This is a genomic window from Lactobacillus sp. UMNPBX12, assembly GCF_002553955.1.
Lineage (GTDB): Bacteria > Bacillota > Bacilli > Lactobacillales > Lactobacillaceae > Lactobacillus > Lactobacillus crispatus.
The window spans coordinates 60,704-77,387 of sequence record NZ_PCYY01000003.1 but is presented as its reverse complement, the minus strand read 5'-3'; the positions used below and the strand labels follow the sequence as shown (position 1 = coordinate 77,387).

Here is a 16,684-nt window from a genome sequence, read left to right as displayed (position 1 = left end):
TTTTAGAATAATACAATAAAAAACAAAAATAACAGGAATAACCCTGTTATTTGGAGTTATTCCTGTCATTTAAATTATGCTTCTGTATATTCGCCTTCGCAGTAGTTAAATACTACTTTACGATCAGCTAATTCAACTATAATTCGCTGATATTCATGTGCATAGCCATGATGCGCTAATTTGACCGTCACTTGATCATGATCAACTTCAATATCGTACAAGTTATACTCGCCTTTTTGATACTCAAAGTCAACGCCGTTATCCTGATAGTGTCTATACTTGCCGCCATTACCAAATACTCTGAATGTCATATCTTTATCCGGTTCATCAGAAATATGGTCGACTTCCTTACCCCACGGTAGAATCGTATCTTTTTTAATAAATAGCGGTAATTTATCAATTGGAGCATCAACTAAAATTGTATTCCCACCTGAATACTCTACACCGTTCCAGAAGTCAATCCATTCACCTTTAGGTAAGTACACCGCACGCTTAGTTTGACCTTGCTGGACAACTGGAGCTGTCAAAATGTCCTCGCCTACCATATACTCATCGTTTAAGTTATACACATGTGGATCATTTTCATAATTTAAGACCAACGGCCGCATAACTGGTAGCCCAGTCTGAGTTTCACGGTAGAATTCATCATATAAATAAGGAATAAAGCGGTAGCGTAACTTCAAATACTTACGGTATATCGATAAAGTTGATTCACCAAAGACCCATGGTTCTTGTGAGCGCGTACCAAGTGCCGCATGGTTTCTATAAAGCGGACTAAACAATGCTCCCTCAATCCAACGTGTTAATAATTCTGGCGTTGTATCAGCTCCAAAGCCGCCAATGTCAGTACCAGCAAAGCTGAAGCCACTCAGACCCAAATTACATAATTGCGGAATCATCATTTGCACATGTGGCCACAAACTTTGGTTATCACCCGTCCAGACTGTGGAAAACTTTTGAGTTCCGGCATATGCTGCACGCGTGATTACAAATGGCCGCTTACCTGAATACTTTTTCAAACCCTCATAAGTTGCCTTAGCCATGTTGTGACCATAAACATTGTGCATCTTGTTATGCGTTGAAGCTTCTTCTTCATTATGGAAAACAACATCGCCTGGAATTTCACCTCTAAATGAAGCAGGTTCATTCATATCATCCCAAATACCAGCCACGCCTAGGTCAACCAAGTACTTGCAGTTCTTAGCCCACCATTGACGCACTTCTTCACGGCCAAAGTCTGGGAAGACGGCATCCCCTGGCCAAACTTCATTTACATAAACAGTACCATCTGTTGCCTTAACGAAGTAGCCCTTTTCAATACCTTCTTGATAAATTTTATAATCAGCATCATCTTTTTTTACGCCCGGATCAATAATAGTAATAATCCTGAAGCCCAATTTACGCATTTTTTTAATAAACTCTTCTGGAGCTTCATAAGTATCCTTGCGCCAAGTAAAGACACGATAGCCCTTCATGTAATCAATATCAAGATGCAAGACATCACAAGGCAAATCATATTTACGCAGATTTTCCGCAATTTTTTCTACCTGCTTTTGGCTAACACTATAGCCCCAGCGCGATTGCTGATAGCCCAGAGTCCACTTCTGTGGCATTGGTACACGGCCTGTTAAGTAGGTATAATTCGTGACAACCGCCTTGAGTGAGGCCCCACCAATAACATAATAATCTAAATTACCATTATCAGCTGAATAGTAATAATAATTGTTGCTTTCCTTACCTAAGTCAATATGATTACGGTAAGTATTGTCAAAAAAGATACCATAAGGATGACCATTTTTTAATCCTAATAAAATTGGAATCGACTTATACAAACGGGTAAAGCTCTCTACTTGCGGATCAGGATTGTCAGTATTCCAATTATCATAAGCATAGTGGCGTTTGTTCAAATAGCCGGTTTTATCACCCAAGCCATAAAATTCTTCGTCATCTGCTAGTGATTTGACCACTTCATAATAATCGCCGTCATGCTTCCCCAACAATTTATCCACATCATGGCCTTCAGATTCAGCCAACTTCAAATGTTCCTCATCCATCTGTCGGTCAATTGGGGTTCTTTTCCCCCGATAATCTACGACCAATGGATTGCCTTGTTCATCAAAGACGTCAATTTTTTCATCATCATAAGCTTTTACTATCAACTTAGCCGTGGCTATTTCAATATGACCGCCTTTATTTTTAACTGTAAAATCAGTTTTAATTTCTTTATCGCCTTCGATAGCATAAGAATTGCTAGCATTACCTCGATCTTGAAAGAATCGCATAATTTCCGGTGTTAACACGGTCAAAATCATTGGTCCATTCTCATAGTTTAAGGTAATTTTTTGTCCATCTTTAGTAAAATCAGTAAGTTGATTAATCATAATTTACCTCTAAAAAATCAAAAGTTATGTATTCGCTTTCAATTTTAGCACAATAAGCTAATCAATTGGGTCATACCAGAAAAAACACCTTCAAAAATTTTTGTATTTAAATACAAAAAAACTGCCTTACGGCAGTTTTATTTAATTTATTCCATTGGAAAAATCTTATCTGGATTCAAAACATAATTTGGATCAAAAACATGCTTGATCTTTCTCAAAAGTTCAGTGTAATCATGACCATAGAAATCCTCAAACCAATCTTTGCGGGCATAACCAATACCATGCTCGCCAGACATATTTCCATCCAAAGCTTTAGCTGTCTTATAAAGTTCGGTAATCACATAATGACTCTTTTGCTCAAACTCTTCGTCACTCATTGCATCTGAGCAAAGATAAATATGTAAATTACCATCGCCTGCATGGCCAAAGTTAGGAATTCGCATACCAACCTCTTGTTCCAATTCATCAACTCTATGCAAAACATCAGGAATATGATTAATTGGCACACAAATATCAACTTCATCCATCTTTGGCGTGGACTTTTGAATAGCCAAAAGTAATGCTTCCCGACAAGCCCAAATTTTCTTTGCTTCCTCTGAATTAGCATCTAAAATTACCGCATCAGCTGCTTTAAACTTCTTCGTTGCTGCAAGGGCAAGCTTTAATTCCGCATCCAATTCCTCTTTAGTTAAAGAATCAAGCCCTAGAATAATGAAGCCATCGCCATTTGCAATTGGGAATTTTTCATCGTAATACTTTTCCCAGAGACTAATGACTTTTCTACCCATAAATTCAACGGTTGTTGGCACTACACCAGAAGCCAAAATTGCTGGTACTGATTTAATTGCTTCATCCAAATTAGGAAACGGAATAATTGCATTGATCGATTGTTTAGGACGTGGATATAAACGCATGGTAACTTCAGTTACTACACCTAAAGTCCCTTCTGAGCCAATGATCAGGTCTTTTAACGAATAACCTGATGAGGACTTAACTGCCTTAGCGCCAAATTTGTAAAGTTTACCATCAGTTAAAACAACCTTCAATTCGCGGATATGTTCTCGAGTAACGCCATATTTAATTGCTTTCAACCCACCGGCGTTAGTATCCACATTACCACCAATTGTAGCCCAATGCATTGCTGGAGCTGGCATATAAGTAAATGGTTTATTGGCTAAATATTCTTCAATATCTTTCAACCGAATACCTGCTTGCACAGTCATCGTTAGACTTTCTGGCTCGTATTCCAAAACCTTATTCATTTTCACCATATCCAGTGAAATGCCACCTTCAACGGTTAAATTGCCACCCATTAGACCAGTCGAATTACCACGCGGAACGATAGGAATATGATGATCACTTGCATATTTAACAACGTTTTCGACTTCTTCATTAGTTTCAGGTTGAATTACCAAGTCAGGCATTGCTCTAACCGTCTTAAATTGGTCATGATCCCAATGAACAGTTGGCTTAGTAATGAATCGCTCTGGATCTGAGATAAATTTACTCAAATTATCTATATCTGTTGCAGTTAATTTTTTAAAGTCCATCTTTGACACTTCTTTCCAAATTGAAACATCCTATATTAACTAATGTATCCGCTTTTGTAAGCGGTGTCAAAAACAAGAACTGAAGATTTTTTTATCTAAAAAAGCAAATTTCCATACTACCTCACTTTAAAATGCGATAGTATCGACTTTCATTTAAATAACTATTACACAAAATATGAAAACAAAAAAACTGCCTTACGGCAGTTTCTAGTTAAATAAATCCGACATCTTAGTTGGAATATTATTGTTTTTCACAAAATACTTTTTAAAAGTAGGTAAATCTGCATTTTCTTTTTTCACATACATATCATGTAAAGCCCAAAATGCAGTGATTAACAAATTAACACCCAAGACAATTAACATACCGATTAAAATATATACTAAGTAAAGCATTGATCTATCCCCCGCTATATCGTCACTTGACCCAGAGTCGCATCTTCAATGAAGTATCTGACGAAAGCTTGATTGAAGCTCATGCCCTGGCCGTTGTAAACATGCCACTCTTCGCGTTTGGCACCTACAGTTCTAATGATTGAAATTACTGTGCAAATTACCAAATATGCGATTAGCACGTTAAAAATTATTTTCATTACCAGCATGTCTACGAGTCCTCTCTGTACTACTTAACTAATACACTAATATTTATTAGTCAATTTGTCAACATCTTTTAGTATTTACTTTTTTCTCCCCAGGTATAAAAAGCCATAGATAGCTGGTCCGATCACTACCGCCCCAGCTATAGAAACTATAATCACTGCAATAAAGCGAGGCATAGCAAAAAATTCCGAGCTAAATTTCATACAGGCCCAGGCCCCAAAGAAAAAAATCGCCCAGCCAATTAAAATTGAAATTAGCATATTTAAACCTGAAAATTTAGGTTTAGAGTTTTTATTGTTCATCAAGTTTTCTCTTTCATAAAAATATTGTGCCACAAATTGAAGGTCAATAAACAAAAGTGACAGATTCGGTCGTTTTTTAGACTTATTTGGTAAAAAATAAGGGAGATTAAGCAAAATATGGCGCTTAATCTCCCTTTTGAATCAATAATTATTTGCCCATAAGACCTGAAAAAGCCATTCCTAAGGCAGCACCACCACATGCACCTGCTTTAGCTGATACGGGACGAGCATCACTAGTAATTGCATAATGAAACTTCATCACATCATGTGACAATTTACTCTGCCAGCTTAATGGATCAAGACCAACTCGAATTAAGTTGCAGACATAATTAGCTGATTCACCATTTTCTAACTCATGCTTTGCATCAAGTAGGATTTTTCTTTCTTCTGGCTTAGTATCTTCATTTACTAGTAGGTCAGTAATATTACTTAATAGCCATTGTTTTAAACCATCTTTATTTTCTTGATACATTTTTATCCCTCTTTTTCGACTTTTTCATTAATATCAGGATGCATCCCTACAACCATTTTAGAATCTTTCATGTTCTTCATCGATTCATTTATTTTAATAAAAAACTCTGCAAGTAGCAGAGCTTTTTACCTCATTGCAGAGTTACTTATACATATACTTAGCACATGCTTTTTTAGAATCCATACCATTACGAATCTTCAAAGCTAATTCAATCGATACATCCGCAATAATTGATTGTGGGTCAATCACATTGTAAGGATGATCTGGTGCCTTTTCCTGAGCTAACGACAATTCTGTACATCCCAGCAAGATTACGTTGCAGCCATAATCATCATGCATTTTTTGCAAGATCTGGTGGTACAATTTACCATCAACCATTCCCTTTTCTTTAATATCGGAATAAATGAGCTTATTAACCATCGGTTGAATTTCCGGACCACCTAATTCTGCCTCACGGTGAACCGCATGAATTTCATCCACATACAAATGATCATAGATTGACCCTTCAGTCGCAATCAAGCCAATTTTCTTTTCTTGTGGGTATTTTTCAATAAATTGATGCACTGCTATTCTCATCATATGTAAAAATGGAATATCAGTCAATGCAGCCAAATCATCATAAAAATAGTGAGCGGTATTGCATGGCATCACATAGAAGTCTGGTCCCAATTTGGCTTGGCCCAGCACATCGTCACGTAAATCATAGAAAAAGTTTGGTTTAGTATGATCTTTAATATAAGCCGTTCTATCAGGAATTTGTGCATCATTAACCAAAATATAATTTAAATAATCTTGGTCCTTAGCTATTTTTACACGGTGATTAATTAAACGAACGTAGCTTTCTGTGGCAATAGTTCCCATGCCGCCAATAATACTAAAGAAGTGTTTCACTATTTTCACTTACTTTCTAAAGTGTTCTTCTTGACCTTCCAACTCATTAATTACCTGCTGTGCAACCACAATATCAGATGGATATGGGGTATTTACTCCGCGAATCTTTTGGAAAGCGTCAGCCCCCTTACCACAGATTAGCACAACATCATCTGGCGTAGCCATGGCAATCGCATCATGAATGGCCTTCTTACGATCTAACTCAATAGTAACGTCGCACTTAGAGTGATCTATTCCTGAATCAATTTCTTCGGCAATACTCTTTGGATCTTCAAAGCCCGGATCGTCTGTAGTTAAAAATGCTTTATCTGCGTATGCAGTCAAACTTTCACTAAAACCGGGACGACGTGACACGCCTTTATCACCAGGAGCTCCAACAACAACCATAATCTTAGGATCGTTGAATTCGTTACGCATAAATCTCATTAAAGCCATCATTGAGGCCTTATTATGAGCGTAGTCAACTACAACCATGCCGTGCTTCTTTGTTCTCTCGGTTTGCATCCGGCCTGGAATAGTAACATCGCGAATACCCTTCGCACATTGATCATGGTTAAGTCCAGCCAAGCCTGCTCCAATAATTGCGGCAGTACCATTTGACTCGTTGAAATCACCCAGCATCTTTAAAGTATAATCACCATTAATTGGCAATTTACGTGCCTTATCACTAGCACAAACTAAATTGAACCGAGTTTCTTTCATATCTAATTGTTCAGAAGAGAATCTGAAATCAATTGGCTGCTTCAAGTCTGGATTTTCAAAATTATCGCGGGCAAACAAATAAATACTATCGGGGTTGGTAGTAGTTGTTGCGGCAGCGTAGACTTCATCAAAGTGTGCAGTTTCAGCGTTGATAATACATTTACGTGAGTTAACAAGCAATTGTAACTTGCAGTGCAAATAATCTGCAAAATTAGGGTGTTCGTTAGGACCAATATGGTCTGGACTAATATTCAGGAAAAAGCCTAAATCATAAGTTAAACCGAAGACACGATTTTTCTTATATGCTTGACTAGAAACTTCCATTACCAAGTGAGTCATGCCATTATCAACAGCCGTTCTCATGTCTCGGAATAAGTCCAAACTCTCTGGTGTGGTCAAGCTTGACTTAAAGCTATCTTCAGGCTTAGGACCGACCACATCATTAACTGAAGAAATCAGAGCTGTCTTACCACCATTTGCTTGATCAAGCATCCCTTTCAAAAAGTATGCTGATGTAGTCTTTCCCTTTGTACCAGTGAAAGCTACAACAAACAAGTCATCTTGTGGAAAACGGAAGAAAGCAGCTGACAAAAGAGCCATTGCCTTAGAAACATCGCGCACAATTAAAGCGTGCATTCCTTTTCCTTCTGGATATGGTTGTTCAGCTACATAACAAATGGCCCCATTGTCTTTAGCCATTGACAAATAAGTTGGTCTAAAGCCTGCTCCCTTGCAGAAGAACAATGTATTAGTTTGAATATCGCGTGAGTCATAAGACACATAGTCCATTTTAGTAGCTACTGTATCTTGCACTGCGCTTGACTTGAGCAAGTGATGCTCTTTTAAGATTAATATACAGGTATTTAAGGAAATACTCATTAGCTTTTCTCCTCGTTGTATTTAAAACATTTCAGTCAAAATTATAACACAGCTAGTGTGTTGGTGACGCTTTCTTCGGATCAAGTGGCAAACGAATAATAAAACTAGTCCACTTTTCGTTTGATTCACAGCGAATTGTACCATGGTGTAAATCAACCACACCTTTGGTGATAGATAATCCCAAACCAGTTCCGCCTGTCTTAGTATTTCGCGAAGTTTCTACCCGGTAAAAACGCTCAAAGATTTTATTTAATGATTTCTTCGGAATTGGTGCCCCATTATTTTCAACGCGCAACTCTACTTCACGTTTGTTGACTAAATTGGCTACCAATTTAATTTTAGTTGCCCCTGTACCATACTTGAAAGCATTAGAAATCAAATTATTGTAAACGCGGACCAGCTTTTCCGCATCAGCCTTAATCGTTAGATTCTTTGGCCGCGCTTCAATCTCTATTTCAATGCCATTTTTTTCTGCTTCTAATTCAAAACCGGCCGCTACCTGCTCCAACATTGAATAAATATGCAAGTCAGTCAAATTTAACTTAGTATTGGTCGACTTCAAAGTAGTATATTCAAACAAATCGTTAGCCAGTGCTTTCATTTGTTCTGCCTTAGTATAGGCAATATTGACATACTTTTTCTGATCTTCTGGCGAAGTCACTCCTGCTTTTAACAAACCAAGATAACCAATAATTGATGTTAGCGGCGTTCTGATATCGTGCGAAACATTAGTGATCAATTCATCCTTAGATTGCTCAATTGCCCGTTCTTCATTAATCGAATTTACAGTACTATCAACCAACGAATTAATCGAATCCACTACTCGTTGCAATTCTGGTCGTACCCGAAAATTAATCCGATGATCAAAATGACCATTAGCAATATAGTGAAGTTCCAAAATAATGTGACGTAGCTGCATTTGGTGATAGCGTCGAATCAAGCGCCAGTACAAAACAACCAAGTCGCCCACTCCCATTAAGACGATGAATACGTTTTGCCAGGACCAGAGATGATAGCCACCTGCAAAAGTGATCGTCTTTTTTAGAAAGTAGATTCCGTTGACCAGGCTTTCATCCTGCAAAATAGCTAAGTGAATCAGAATGATAATTGATAAATTTAATAAAAGCAGAAGGACGACCGTTACGACCCCTTCTGCAAACAATTCGCTCTTTTCGGCGCCAGTTAGCTTGACGCGTTCTTTTTTCATCTTATGCCTCGACCTTGTAACCTACGCCCCAAACAGTTTGGATGACATCCTCACCATCAGTGGCTTTTTGAATTTTATCACGAAGGTGTGACACGTGTACCATGACAGTTTTAGCTGAAACAATTGATTCTTGTTGCCAAACACGTTCAAAGATTTCATCAGCTGAAAAAACACGGTTAGGGTGACTAGCAAGTAAGTATAAGATACCGAATTCTAAGGCAGTTAATTGGATAGTCTTACCATCAATAGTCTTAACTTCATGTGAATCACGGTTAATTACCAATGGTCCTACTTCCAAAATATCTGGTTTTTCATTCTTAACTTGCTTTTGACTTCTTCTCAAAAGTGAACGTACACGAGCCATTACTTCAAGTGGATTGAATGGCTTAGAAACATAGTCATCGGCACCAGTGATTAATCCTTGAATCTTGTCCATATCACCGGTTTTAGCAGAAACAATAATAATTGGAATATCGGAGTCTTTTCTAACTTCCTTAATTACATCGATTCCTGACATATTTGGCATCATCACATCCAAAATCATCAAAACGATATCTGGCGTAGTGGTCAATTTAGTAATTGCTTCCTTACCGCTGTAAGCTGCGACAGGTTCATAGCCTTCATTTTTAAGATAGATGCTTAATAGTTCTACGATTTCTTTGTCATCATCAACAACTAAAATTTTCACGAGGAATGTTCCTCCTTCTTGTTTATTATTCTTCGAATTAACTATTTATAGTTTAGCAAATCTTATCCCTATTTTACCCATTTTTCATAAAAAGGCCTAAGATCATCCCCTATCTTTATTTTTTCTAAAAAATTAGAAGAAAAGTTTCGGCAAAAGCCAGTAAGAAAAGACTGAATTTCAAAAAATTATGGAAGATGATGGTGAAACTTACTACAGAGTAACAGTACCAAGACTTCCTGGCCTAATTGCCTATGGTGATGATCTAGAAGAAGGAATGGCTGAACTAGAAGAAGCAAAAAAAGCATGGTTTTCATCTTGTCTTCGACGCAATGTAAAAATTCCTGAACCATTAACCAAAAAATATTCAGGAAAATTATTATTAAGAATGCCTAAATCATTACACGCTCACCTAGCTGAAGAAGCCGAAGACGAAAATGTTTCTTTAAACGCATTCATTGTAAGTAAATTAGCACAAGAATAAATCAAAAAAAGCCTTCGAAATATAACCACAAATTTCGAAGATTTTTCTATGGGAAATTCTAGTACTAAAAAATACACGTTTCTCCATCATCAACTACCCCTGAATAAATTCAGGGGTTTGTAGTTCTCATCTGCTTACAGATAGTGGTATTAGCGTCTTGTGACTCCCACCTAAAGAGACTACATCATCGGGCAGTTGACTATGCCCGTTTATCTGCCAAGATTTACTCGGCAGATGCTTGTTTATTAAACTGCGGTGCCTCTTCACCACTGCGGTATAGCGTGCCTAAAAATTGGATATTCATTGAGGCAAGACGATCATCATTTGACTTATAGCCGCATTTGTCACAAACGTACAAATGCAAATCATGATTTCGATTTTCCTTGCGAATCCGTCCACACTTAGGGCAGCGCTGACTGGTATATTTAGCTGGGACTTTAACTACAGCAGAAGAGTTTAAGTTGGCTTTGTAAGTCAAAAACTGCTCAAATTGGTAAAAAGCCCACGATACCATTTCATAGCGCCGATCTTTTGAGGACTTCTCAGTCGCAAAGCGCACATCGGTTAAATCTTCTAATGCAAAGATTGTGTTAGATCCATAATGGTCAATGAGTGTCTTAGTTAAGCAATGGTTGACATCGCTCATCCAGCGGTTCTCTCGTTGACCAATCTTCTTCAATCTTCTTTTGGCAGATTTAGTACCCTTGGCTTGAAGCTGAGCACGCAGTTTCTTATATTTCCGTCTTTTACGCAATACTTTCTGCCCATTATAAAACAGGGTTTTGCCTTGTTCATCATAACAAGAAGCTAAAAAGCGCAATCCACGATCAATTCCAACAACATGCTCAGCTTGTGAGGCTTGAAAGTCAGGTAATGAGATTGTGGCACTTAAATGTACATACCATTTGTTTCTAAATTGCAGTAGTTTAAGCGAGCCAAATTTCCACTTGCTTTCATCAAGGTATTGGTCAAAGCCCTTGCAAGCAAAATCAACTGCCTTTCTGCCTTGCAGGGTATTTAAGGATAGCTGATTAGTAGTAGCTTTGTAAGACCAATCCCGACCACGCTGTAAATCAAGTTGTGGACGTTTAAAGAAAATAGGCTGCCAAAGCCAAGAAAGACCACGTGAAAACTGTGACCAGATAGCATGTCCTTTGGAATCTGTTTTGCCAGTATCATAGCGATAAGGCTTTTGACTTAATTGCGTCTTAACCGTCTTATATCTTGCAATTACAGTTTTGATTGCGGATTGAGCCATTTGACTTTTAAGGGCAAACTTATCACGCAAATCATGATATAAAGCTTTGTTCAATTTAGCTTGATGCAATTCAAAATCATGGTCAAAAACATATTGAGAAATAAAGTTGCAAGCATCACGATACATAAGCACAGTATCTCTAAACGCACTTGCAGTTTCACCATCAATATTAAGCAGTTGTGCTTTAATAGTTATAGACTGATCCAAAATAATCACCCCCTTTATGATATTCACTATGTATTATATCGTATTTAAGTAGTGAAATATATAAATTATAGAAAGGAAAAAAGGGACTGATTAATCAGTCCCAAGTTTATCAATGAAAAACGTGTATTCATTCTATTTACTTTACCTTATCATCATGCAATTTAGTTTCGACATAAACGCAGACGATAAATAGCAAAGCAAAACAGCAGATCTTAGGTGCTGCTGCATAATCAAGCATGCTAGCAAAACCGAATAAGATACCATCTGGAACAACCCACCAGGAGCCGATCCAAGAATTAAAGGTATCACTAACTGTCGCAAAGAATGCAATTAAAATCGTTAAAACAAGTAAAACTGAAGTTAAGATCATTCCCGACCGACCAAAATCTTTAAAACCATGATCCCAGTAGACCATCACTCCAAGCAGTACCAATAAGATTGATACCAGCCATAGACTACCCTTTTTCATAATAAAGGCCTTCTTTCTGCCCTTATCCCAACACGATTAAGTAGCAGCTGCCTTGTTTAACGCTTATTGAATTTCCTTCTTGCCAGTGTAGAGTTCATAGTAGTAACCCTTTTGCTTGATTAATTCATCGTGGTTACCATGTTCAATAATATGACCATGATCAAGTACCAAGATTAAATCTGAGTTAACAATCGTTGACAGACGGTGAGCAATAACAAAACTAGTTCTACCAGTAAGCAAGTTGTCCATCCCGGCTTGAACCATTTTTTCAGTTCGAGTATCAATACTTGAGGTAGCTTCATCAAGAATCATTACTGGCTCATCAGCAATCATTGCCCGCGCAATTGACAACAGCTGTATTTGCCCTTGTGAAAGGTCGCCGCCATCACCATCAATCACAGTTTCATAACCGTGATCAAGGTCATGGATAAATTCATCTGCGTGTGATAACTTGGCTGCTTGATAAACATCGTCATCACTGGCATCTGGATTACCAAAGCGGATATTGTCCATAATTGTGCCAGTAAAGAGGTGGGTTTCCTGTAAAACAATTGAAAGTGATTTTCTCAAATCATCTTTTTTAATGTTTTTAATTGGAATACCGTCATAAGTAATCGTTCCTGAATCAATATCGTAGAAACGGTTAAGCATGTTAGAGATGGTTGTCTTACCTGCACCGGTTTCACCAACTAAAGCTACCTTCATTCCCGGTTTGGCATTAATGGAAATGTCATGCAAGATTTGATGATCTGGTACGTAGCTAAAGTTAACATGATCAAAAATAATATGACCACGAACTTGAACCTTCTTGGTTGAGCCATCTTTTTGTGGTACATTCCAGTACCACTTACTGCCGACTTCATCGTTTTTCTTAGAAAGAGTAACTGTACCTTGGTCAGCTTCTGACTTTTGATCTTCCAAGTTGAAAATTCTTTCTGCACCAGCTAAAGCCATTACAATAGAGTTTAATTGTTGCGAAATTTGGGCAATTGGCATACTGAATTGCTTAGATAACTGTAAGAATGAACCAATGGCACCAAGTGAAAGCGGAGCCCAACTATTAATTGCAGCAGCACCACCAACAAAGGCGATCAAAACGTAAAGCAAGTTACCCATGTTACCCATAATTGGGAATAAAATTGTAGCGTAAGTGTTAGCCTTACCTGAGGCTTGACGCAACTCATCATTATATTTATCAAAGCCTTCCTTAGATTGTGGCTCATGGCTGAAGACCTTGATGACCTTCAAACCATTAAGCATTTCTTCATTATAACCATTGATTTGGCCCAGCTTCTTTTGTTGGACTTGGAAGAAGTGACTTGATCTAACCGTTAAGTAGCGCACAATTCCAAATGATAAAGCAAAAATAATGAAGGAGAACACCGTCAATTGCCAACTAAGTGAAAACATAGCAACTACTACAAACAATAAACTCAAAGCTGAGTTAGTAAATTGTGGAATTGACTGTGAAATCATCTGCATCAAGGTATCAATATCGTTAGTATAACGCGACATGATATCACCAAATTCATTTTGGTCAAAGTATGAAATTGGCAAGCTTTCCATGTGGGTAAACATTTCGTTACGAACACGGTATTGGACCTTTTGTGCCAAAACACCCATTAACATGTTAAAGAGGTAGTTGGATAAAAAGCCAATAGCATAGATCCCAAACATTACCGCAATTGCAGTAGCTAGAGGGCCATAGTTAGGAACTTTTTCTTTAGTTAAAGGCACAATATAATTATTGATCAAACGTTCAATGAATAACGAGCCAATAACGTTGCTGGCAGCTGCTAGTACAATAGTGATCATGGAAACGATGAGCATCCATGGACTCGTACTATTAACCAGTTTCAATAGGCGCAATAATATTTTGGTTCTGCTACCCTTTGTTTGATTTTTACTTTTTTCCATTGCTTGATCCAAATTGCTCACCTACTTTCCTTGTTCTTCCTGGAATTTAGCGATTGAACTATAAAGTTCGTTAGTCTTCATCAATTCATCGTGGGTTCCAATAGCTTGAATTTGACCATGATCCATGACGATAATCCGATCAGCATCCTTAATTGAAACAATTCTTTGTGAAATAATGATTTTAGTAGTTTCTGGCATATCTTTAGCCAAAGACGTTCTAATTTGTCGTTCAGTACTGGTATCAACAGCTGAGGTGGAGTCATCTAAGATCAAGATCTTCGGATTCTTAAGCAAGGCTCTGGCAATAGTAATTCTTTGCTTTTGCCCACCAGAAACGTTGTTACCGCCTTGTTCCACCATTGTGTCATAACCATCTGGCATTTCACGAATAAAACCATCAGCATGGGCGATTTTAGCAGCGGCAACAACTTGTTCATCGGTTGCATTTTCGTTACCCCACTTGAGGTTATCCTTAATCGTTCCTGTGAACAGCACATTCTTTTGTAAAACCATCGCAACGTTATCACGCAAGGTCTTCAAGTCATATGACTTAACGTTGTGTCCTGCAACCCGAACGGCACCAGAAGTAACATCATAAAGACGCGGAATCATTGAAACCAAGGTTGACTTCGATGAACCTGTTTCACCAATAATCCCGATTGTTTCACCTGGCCTAATGTGCAAATTGATATCTTTTAAAGCATCAGCCTTGTCCGCAGGTTCGTACTTAAAGCTAACGTGATCAAAGATAATTTCACCATTGGTCAAACGTTTCAATGGCTTCTTAGGATCTTCAATTGTTGGTTCTTCCGTAATCACTGAAGCAATACGACGACCACTGGCACCTGAGATAACCAATTGCGTAGTAATCATAGCTAAAATGTTTAAACTAAACAAAACTGAGTTTGAATAAGTAAACATTGAAATTAATTGACCAGTTTGTAAACTACCGCCAACCACTTCTTTTGTACCGAACCAGCAGATTGACAGCGTTGAAATATTCAAAACAGCTGCAACTACTAATGCGTTCAAAGACATAATCTTTTGTGCAGTCGCAAATAACTTGTAAATAAAACCTGATGACTTCTTGAATTCTTTAATCTGCGATTGTTCTTGGACGTAAGTCTTAACTTCACGAATACCACGTACATTTTCACGCACAACTTGGTTCATTCGGTCATACCCTCTAAAAATCTTAGGAAAGTATGGATAAGCGGTTTTAATAATCAAACCCAAAGCAATTGCAAAAACCGGTCCTAAAACTGCAAAGATTAATGATAAACGCGGACTAATAATAATTGACATAATAATTGAAACGATGAACATCATTGGTGCTCTAACAGCAATTCTGATGATCATTTGATATGCCATTTGCACGTTGTTAACGTCAGTAGTCAAACGTGTAACTAAACTGGCACTTGAAAAGTGATCAATATTTTCAAAAGAATAGTCCTGCATATGGTAGAACATGTCTTGGCGCAAGTTTGCGGCAAAACCAGCAGCTGCATGAGCTGAGACATAACTCGCACTAGCGCCTAAAATTAGCGAAATAATGGTTAACACTAATAGCAATAGCCCCATTTTACTAATATAGGACATATCCCCCTTCATAATTCCGTTATCAATCAAAATTCCGACCAAATATGGTATCAGCATTTCAATGATAACTTCACCAATAACAAACATTGGTGAGAGCAAAGACAATTTTTTATATTGCCTAATTGATTTGCTCAATGTTTTGATCATAGAGACCCACCCTTCTATTCTTTTATTCAATCTCGCAAATAAAAAGATAAATGGATCATCTCCATTTATCTTTTTTATCTATATTAAGTTTAAGTATGTGCTTATTTTTACGGAAATTCAATTAACATGCTTGCAAAACAGGTAAATTATTTATGTTGTTGTGGCCTTGGTGCAAATGCGGAACCAATAATATTGTAGTGCTTTCTGAATAAATAACGTACACCATAAGCAACTACCGCAATAGCCACATCAATTGGTCCTGGCAAAACAGGGTTAATAGGACGTAATAATGGAGTTGCCAAAACGGTCAATACAACAAGCATAATTACCACAACAACTACTCCACCTAGAATCAGTTTAACCCATGAAGGTCGTTTTCCTGCCTGTGGTACCAGTAAGTCATTGTACTTGACCATTACTATACCCATTAAAATACCAATACTTGCTAAAGTTAACACGCCCCACTGTGCGTTGTAAGCTTGTTTGCCACTTTCAAATGAAACCATTACCCCAAAGATGGCAAAAAACAGTGCTGAATAAAGCAAACTACCATCAACCATCAATTGCCAAGTTGGTGTAGCCACTGGCTTTTTCTTAGGATGAAGCATTTGTTCAGCTTTAATTGCTGGTGAAGCCAGGTAAAGCCCATTGGCTGGTTGTCCATGACGTTGGGCAATAATGATTTCACTGAGCAAGCCATTAGTCATTGCAACCGCATCAGCGCGTGACATTGAGCCTTGTTTTTGTAATTCTTTTTCCAAGCGGAAAACATAATCCCTATTCTTATTACTCAATTTTTCACGCAAAGTTTTTGGATCTTCCTGCTTAATTTTTTCATCTTGAGTGTCAAGCTCGGTTTGCTTCTTTAATTTAGCTTGTTTTTCAGTGTTAATTTTGGTTTGATCTTGTTCTTTCTTTGTCTCTTCAGCCATTCTTA

At 37.7% G+C, this 16,684-nt stretch carries 15 protein-coding genes; 1 reads left to right on the top strand and 14 read right to left on the bottom strand.

Annotated elements, in window-relative coordinates:
- Positions 1–74: 74 nt before the first annotated feature.
- The 9 genes from CP363_RS02175 to CP363_RS02130 form a co-directional block, all read right to left on the bottom strand.
- Positions 75–2,381, bottom strand: a complete 2,307-nt coding sequence (locus CP363_RS02175; RefSeq protein ID WP_098035762.1) for a glycoside hydrolase family 31 protein — start codon at positions 2,379–2,381, stop codon at positions 75–77.
- Positions 2,382–2,527: 146 nt separating this feature from the next.
- Positions 2,528–3,931, bottom strand: coding sequence for an FAD-binding oxidoreductase (locus CP363_RS02170; RefSeq protein ID WP_089149902.1), 1,404 nt, complete (start codon positions 3,929–3,931; stop codon positions 2,528–2,530).
- A gap of 207 nt (positions 3,932–4,138) precedes the next feature.
- Positions 4,139–4,324, bottom strand: coding sequence for a hypothetical protein (locus CP363_RS02165; RefSeq protein ID WP_005720986.1), 186 nt, complete (start codon positions 4,322–4,324; stop codon positions 4,139–4,141).
- 281 nt (positions 4,325–4,605) lie between these two features.
- On the bottom strand, positions 4,606–4,830 hold the full coding sequence (locus CP363_RS02155) for a hypothetical protein (RefSeq protein ID WP_005726533.1): 225 nt from the start codon (positions 4,828–4,830) through the stop codon (positions 4,606–4,608).
- Between the two features lie 148 nt (positions 4,831–4,978).
- The gene (locus CP363_RS02150; RefSeq protein ID WP_098035761.1) at positions 4,979–5,302 is read right to left on the bottom strand and encodes a bacteriocin immunity protein; all 324 of its coding nucleotides are present in this window, start codon (positions 5,300–5,302) and stop codon (positions 4,979–4,981) included.
- A gap of 141 nt (positions 5,303–5,443) precedes the next feature.
- A complete protein-coding gene (locus tag CP363_RS02145; RefSeq protein WP_005721782.1) occupies positions 5,444–6,193 on the bottom strand; it encodes an aspartate/glutamate racemase family protein in 750 nt (249 codons plus the stop codon).
- Between the two features lie 9 nt (positions 6,194–6,202).
- The gene (locus CP363_RS02140) at positions 6,203–7,774 is read right to left on the bottom strand and encodes a UDP-N-acetylmuramoyl-L-alanyl-D-glutamate--2,6-diaminopimelate ligase (RefSeq protein ID WP_098035760.1); all 1,572 of its coding nucleotides are present in this window, start codon (positions 7,772–7,774) and stop codon (positions 6,203–6,205) included.
- Between the two features lie 52 nt (positions 7,775–7,826).
- Complete coding sequence (locus CP363_RS02135; protein ID WP_098035759.1) at positions 7,827–8,981, bottom strand: cell wall metabolism sensor histidine kinase WalK; 1,155 nt, start codon at positions 8,979–8,981, stop codon at positions 7,827–7,829.
- Between the two features lies 1 nt (position 8,982).
- Positions 8,983–9,669, bottom strand: a complete 687-nt coding sequence (locus tag CP363_RS02130) for a response regulator transcription factor (RefSeq protein ID WP_005720977.1) — start codon at positions 9,667–9,669, stop codon at positions 8,983–8,985.
- 187 nt (positions 9,670–9,856) lie between these two features.
- Between CP363_RS02130 and CP363_RS02125 the strand changes: the two genes are divergently transcribed.
- Complete coding sequence (locus tag CP363_RS02125) at positions 9,857–10,150, top strand: toxin-antitoxin system HicB family antitoxin (protein WP_081307150.1); 294 nt, start codon at positions 9,857–9,859, stop codon at positions 10,148–10,150.
- A gap of 223 nt (positions 10,151–10,373) precedes the next feature.
- On the opposite strand, the gene CP363_RS02120 is transcribed toward CP363_RS02125, so the two are convergent.
- From CP363_RS02120 to CP363_RS02100, 5 genes are all read right to left on the bottom strand, one after another.
- Positions 10,374–11,615 carry an RNA-guided endonuclease TnpB family protein gene (locus CP363_RS02120; RefSeq protein WP_098035758.1) on the bottom strand — a complete coding sequence of 414 codons (1,242 nt, stop codon included), beginning with the start codon at positions 11,613–11,615 and terminating at the stop codon, positions 10,374–10,376.
- A gap of 136 nt (positions 11,616–11,751) precedes the next feature.
- Positions 11,752–12,084 (bottom strand): hypothetical protein, encoded by a 333-nt coding sequence (locus tag CP363_RS02115; protein ID WP_089147098.1) that lies wholly within the window; start codon positions 12,082–12,084, stop codon positions 11,752–11,754.
- Positions 12,085–12,147: 63 nt separating this feature from the next.
- On the bottom strand, positions 12,148–14,001 hold the full coding sequence (locus CP363_RS02110; protein ID WP_061205199.1) for an ABC transporter ATP-binding protein: 1,854 nt from the start codon (positions 13,999–14,001) through the stop codon (positions 12,148–12,150).
- A gap of 21 nt (positions 14,002–14,022) precedes the next feature.
- A complete protein-coding gene (locus CP363_RS02105) occupies positions 14,023–15,747 on the bottom strand; it encodes an ABC transporter ATP-binding protein (RefSeq protein WP_098035757.1) in 1,725 nt (574 codons plus the stop codon).
- 146 nt (positions 15,748–15,893) lie between these two features.
- Positions 15,894–16,679 carry a DUF1129 family protein gene (locus tag CP363_RS02100; protein ID WP_098035756.1) on the bottom strand — a complete coding sequence of 262 codons (786 nt, stop codon included), beginning with the start codon at positions 16,677–16,679 and terminating at the stop codon, positions 15,894–15,896.
- Positions 16,680–16,684: the final 5 nt, after the last annotated feature.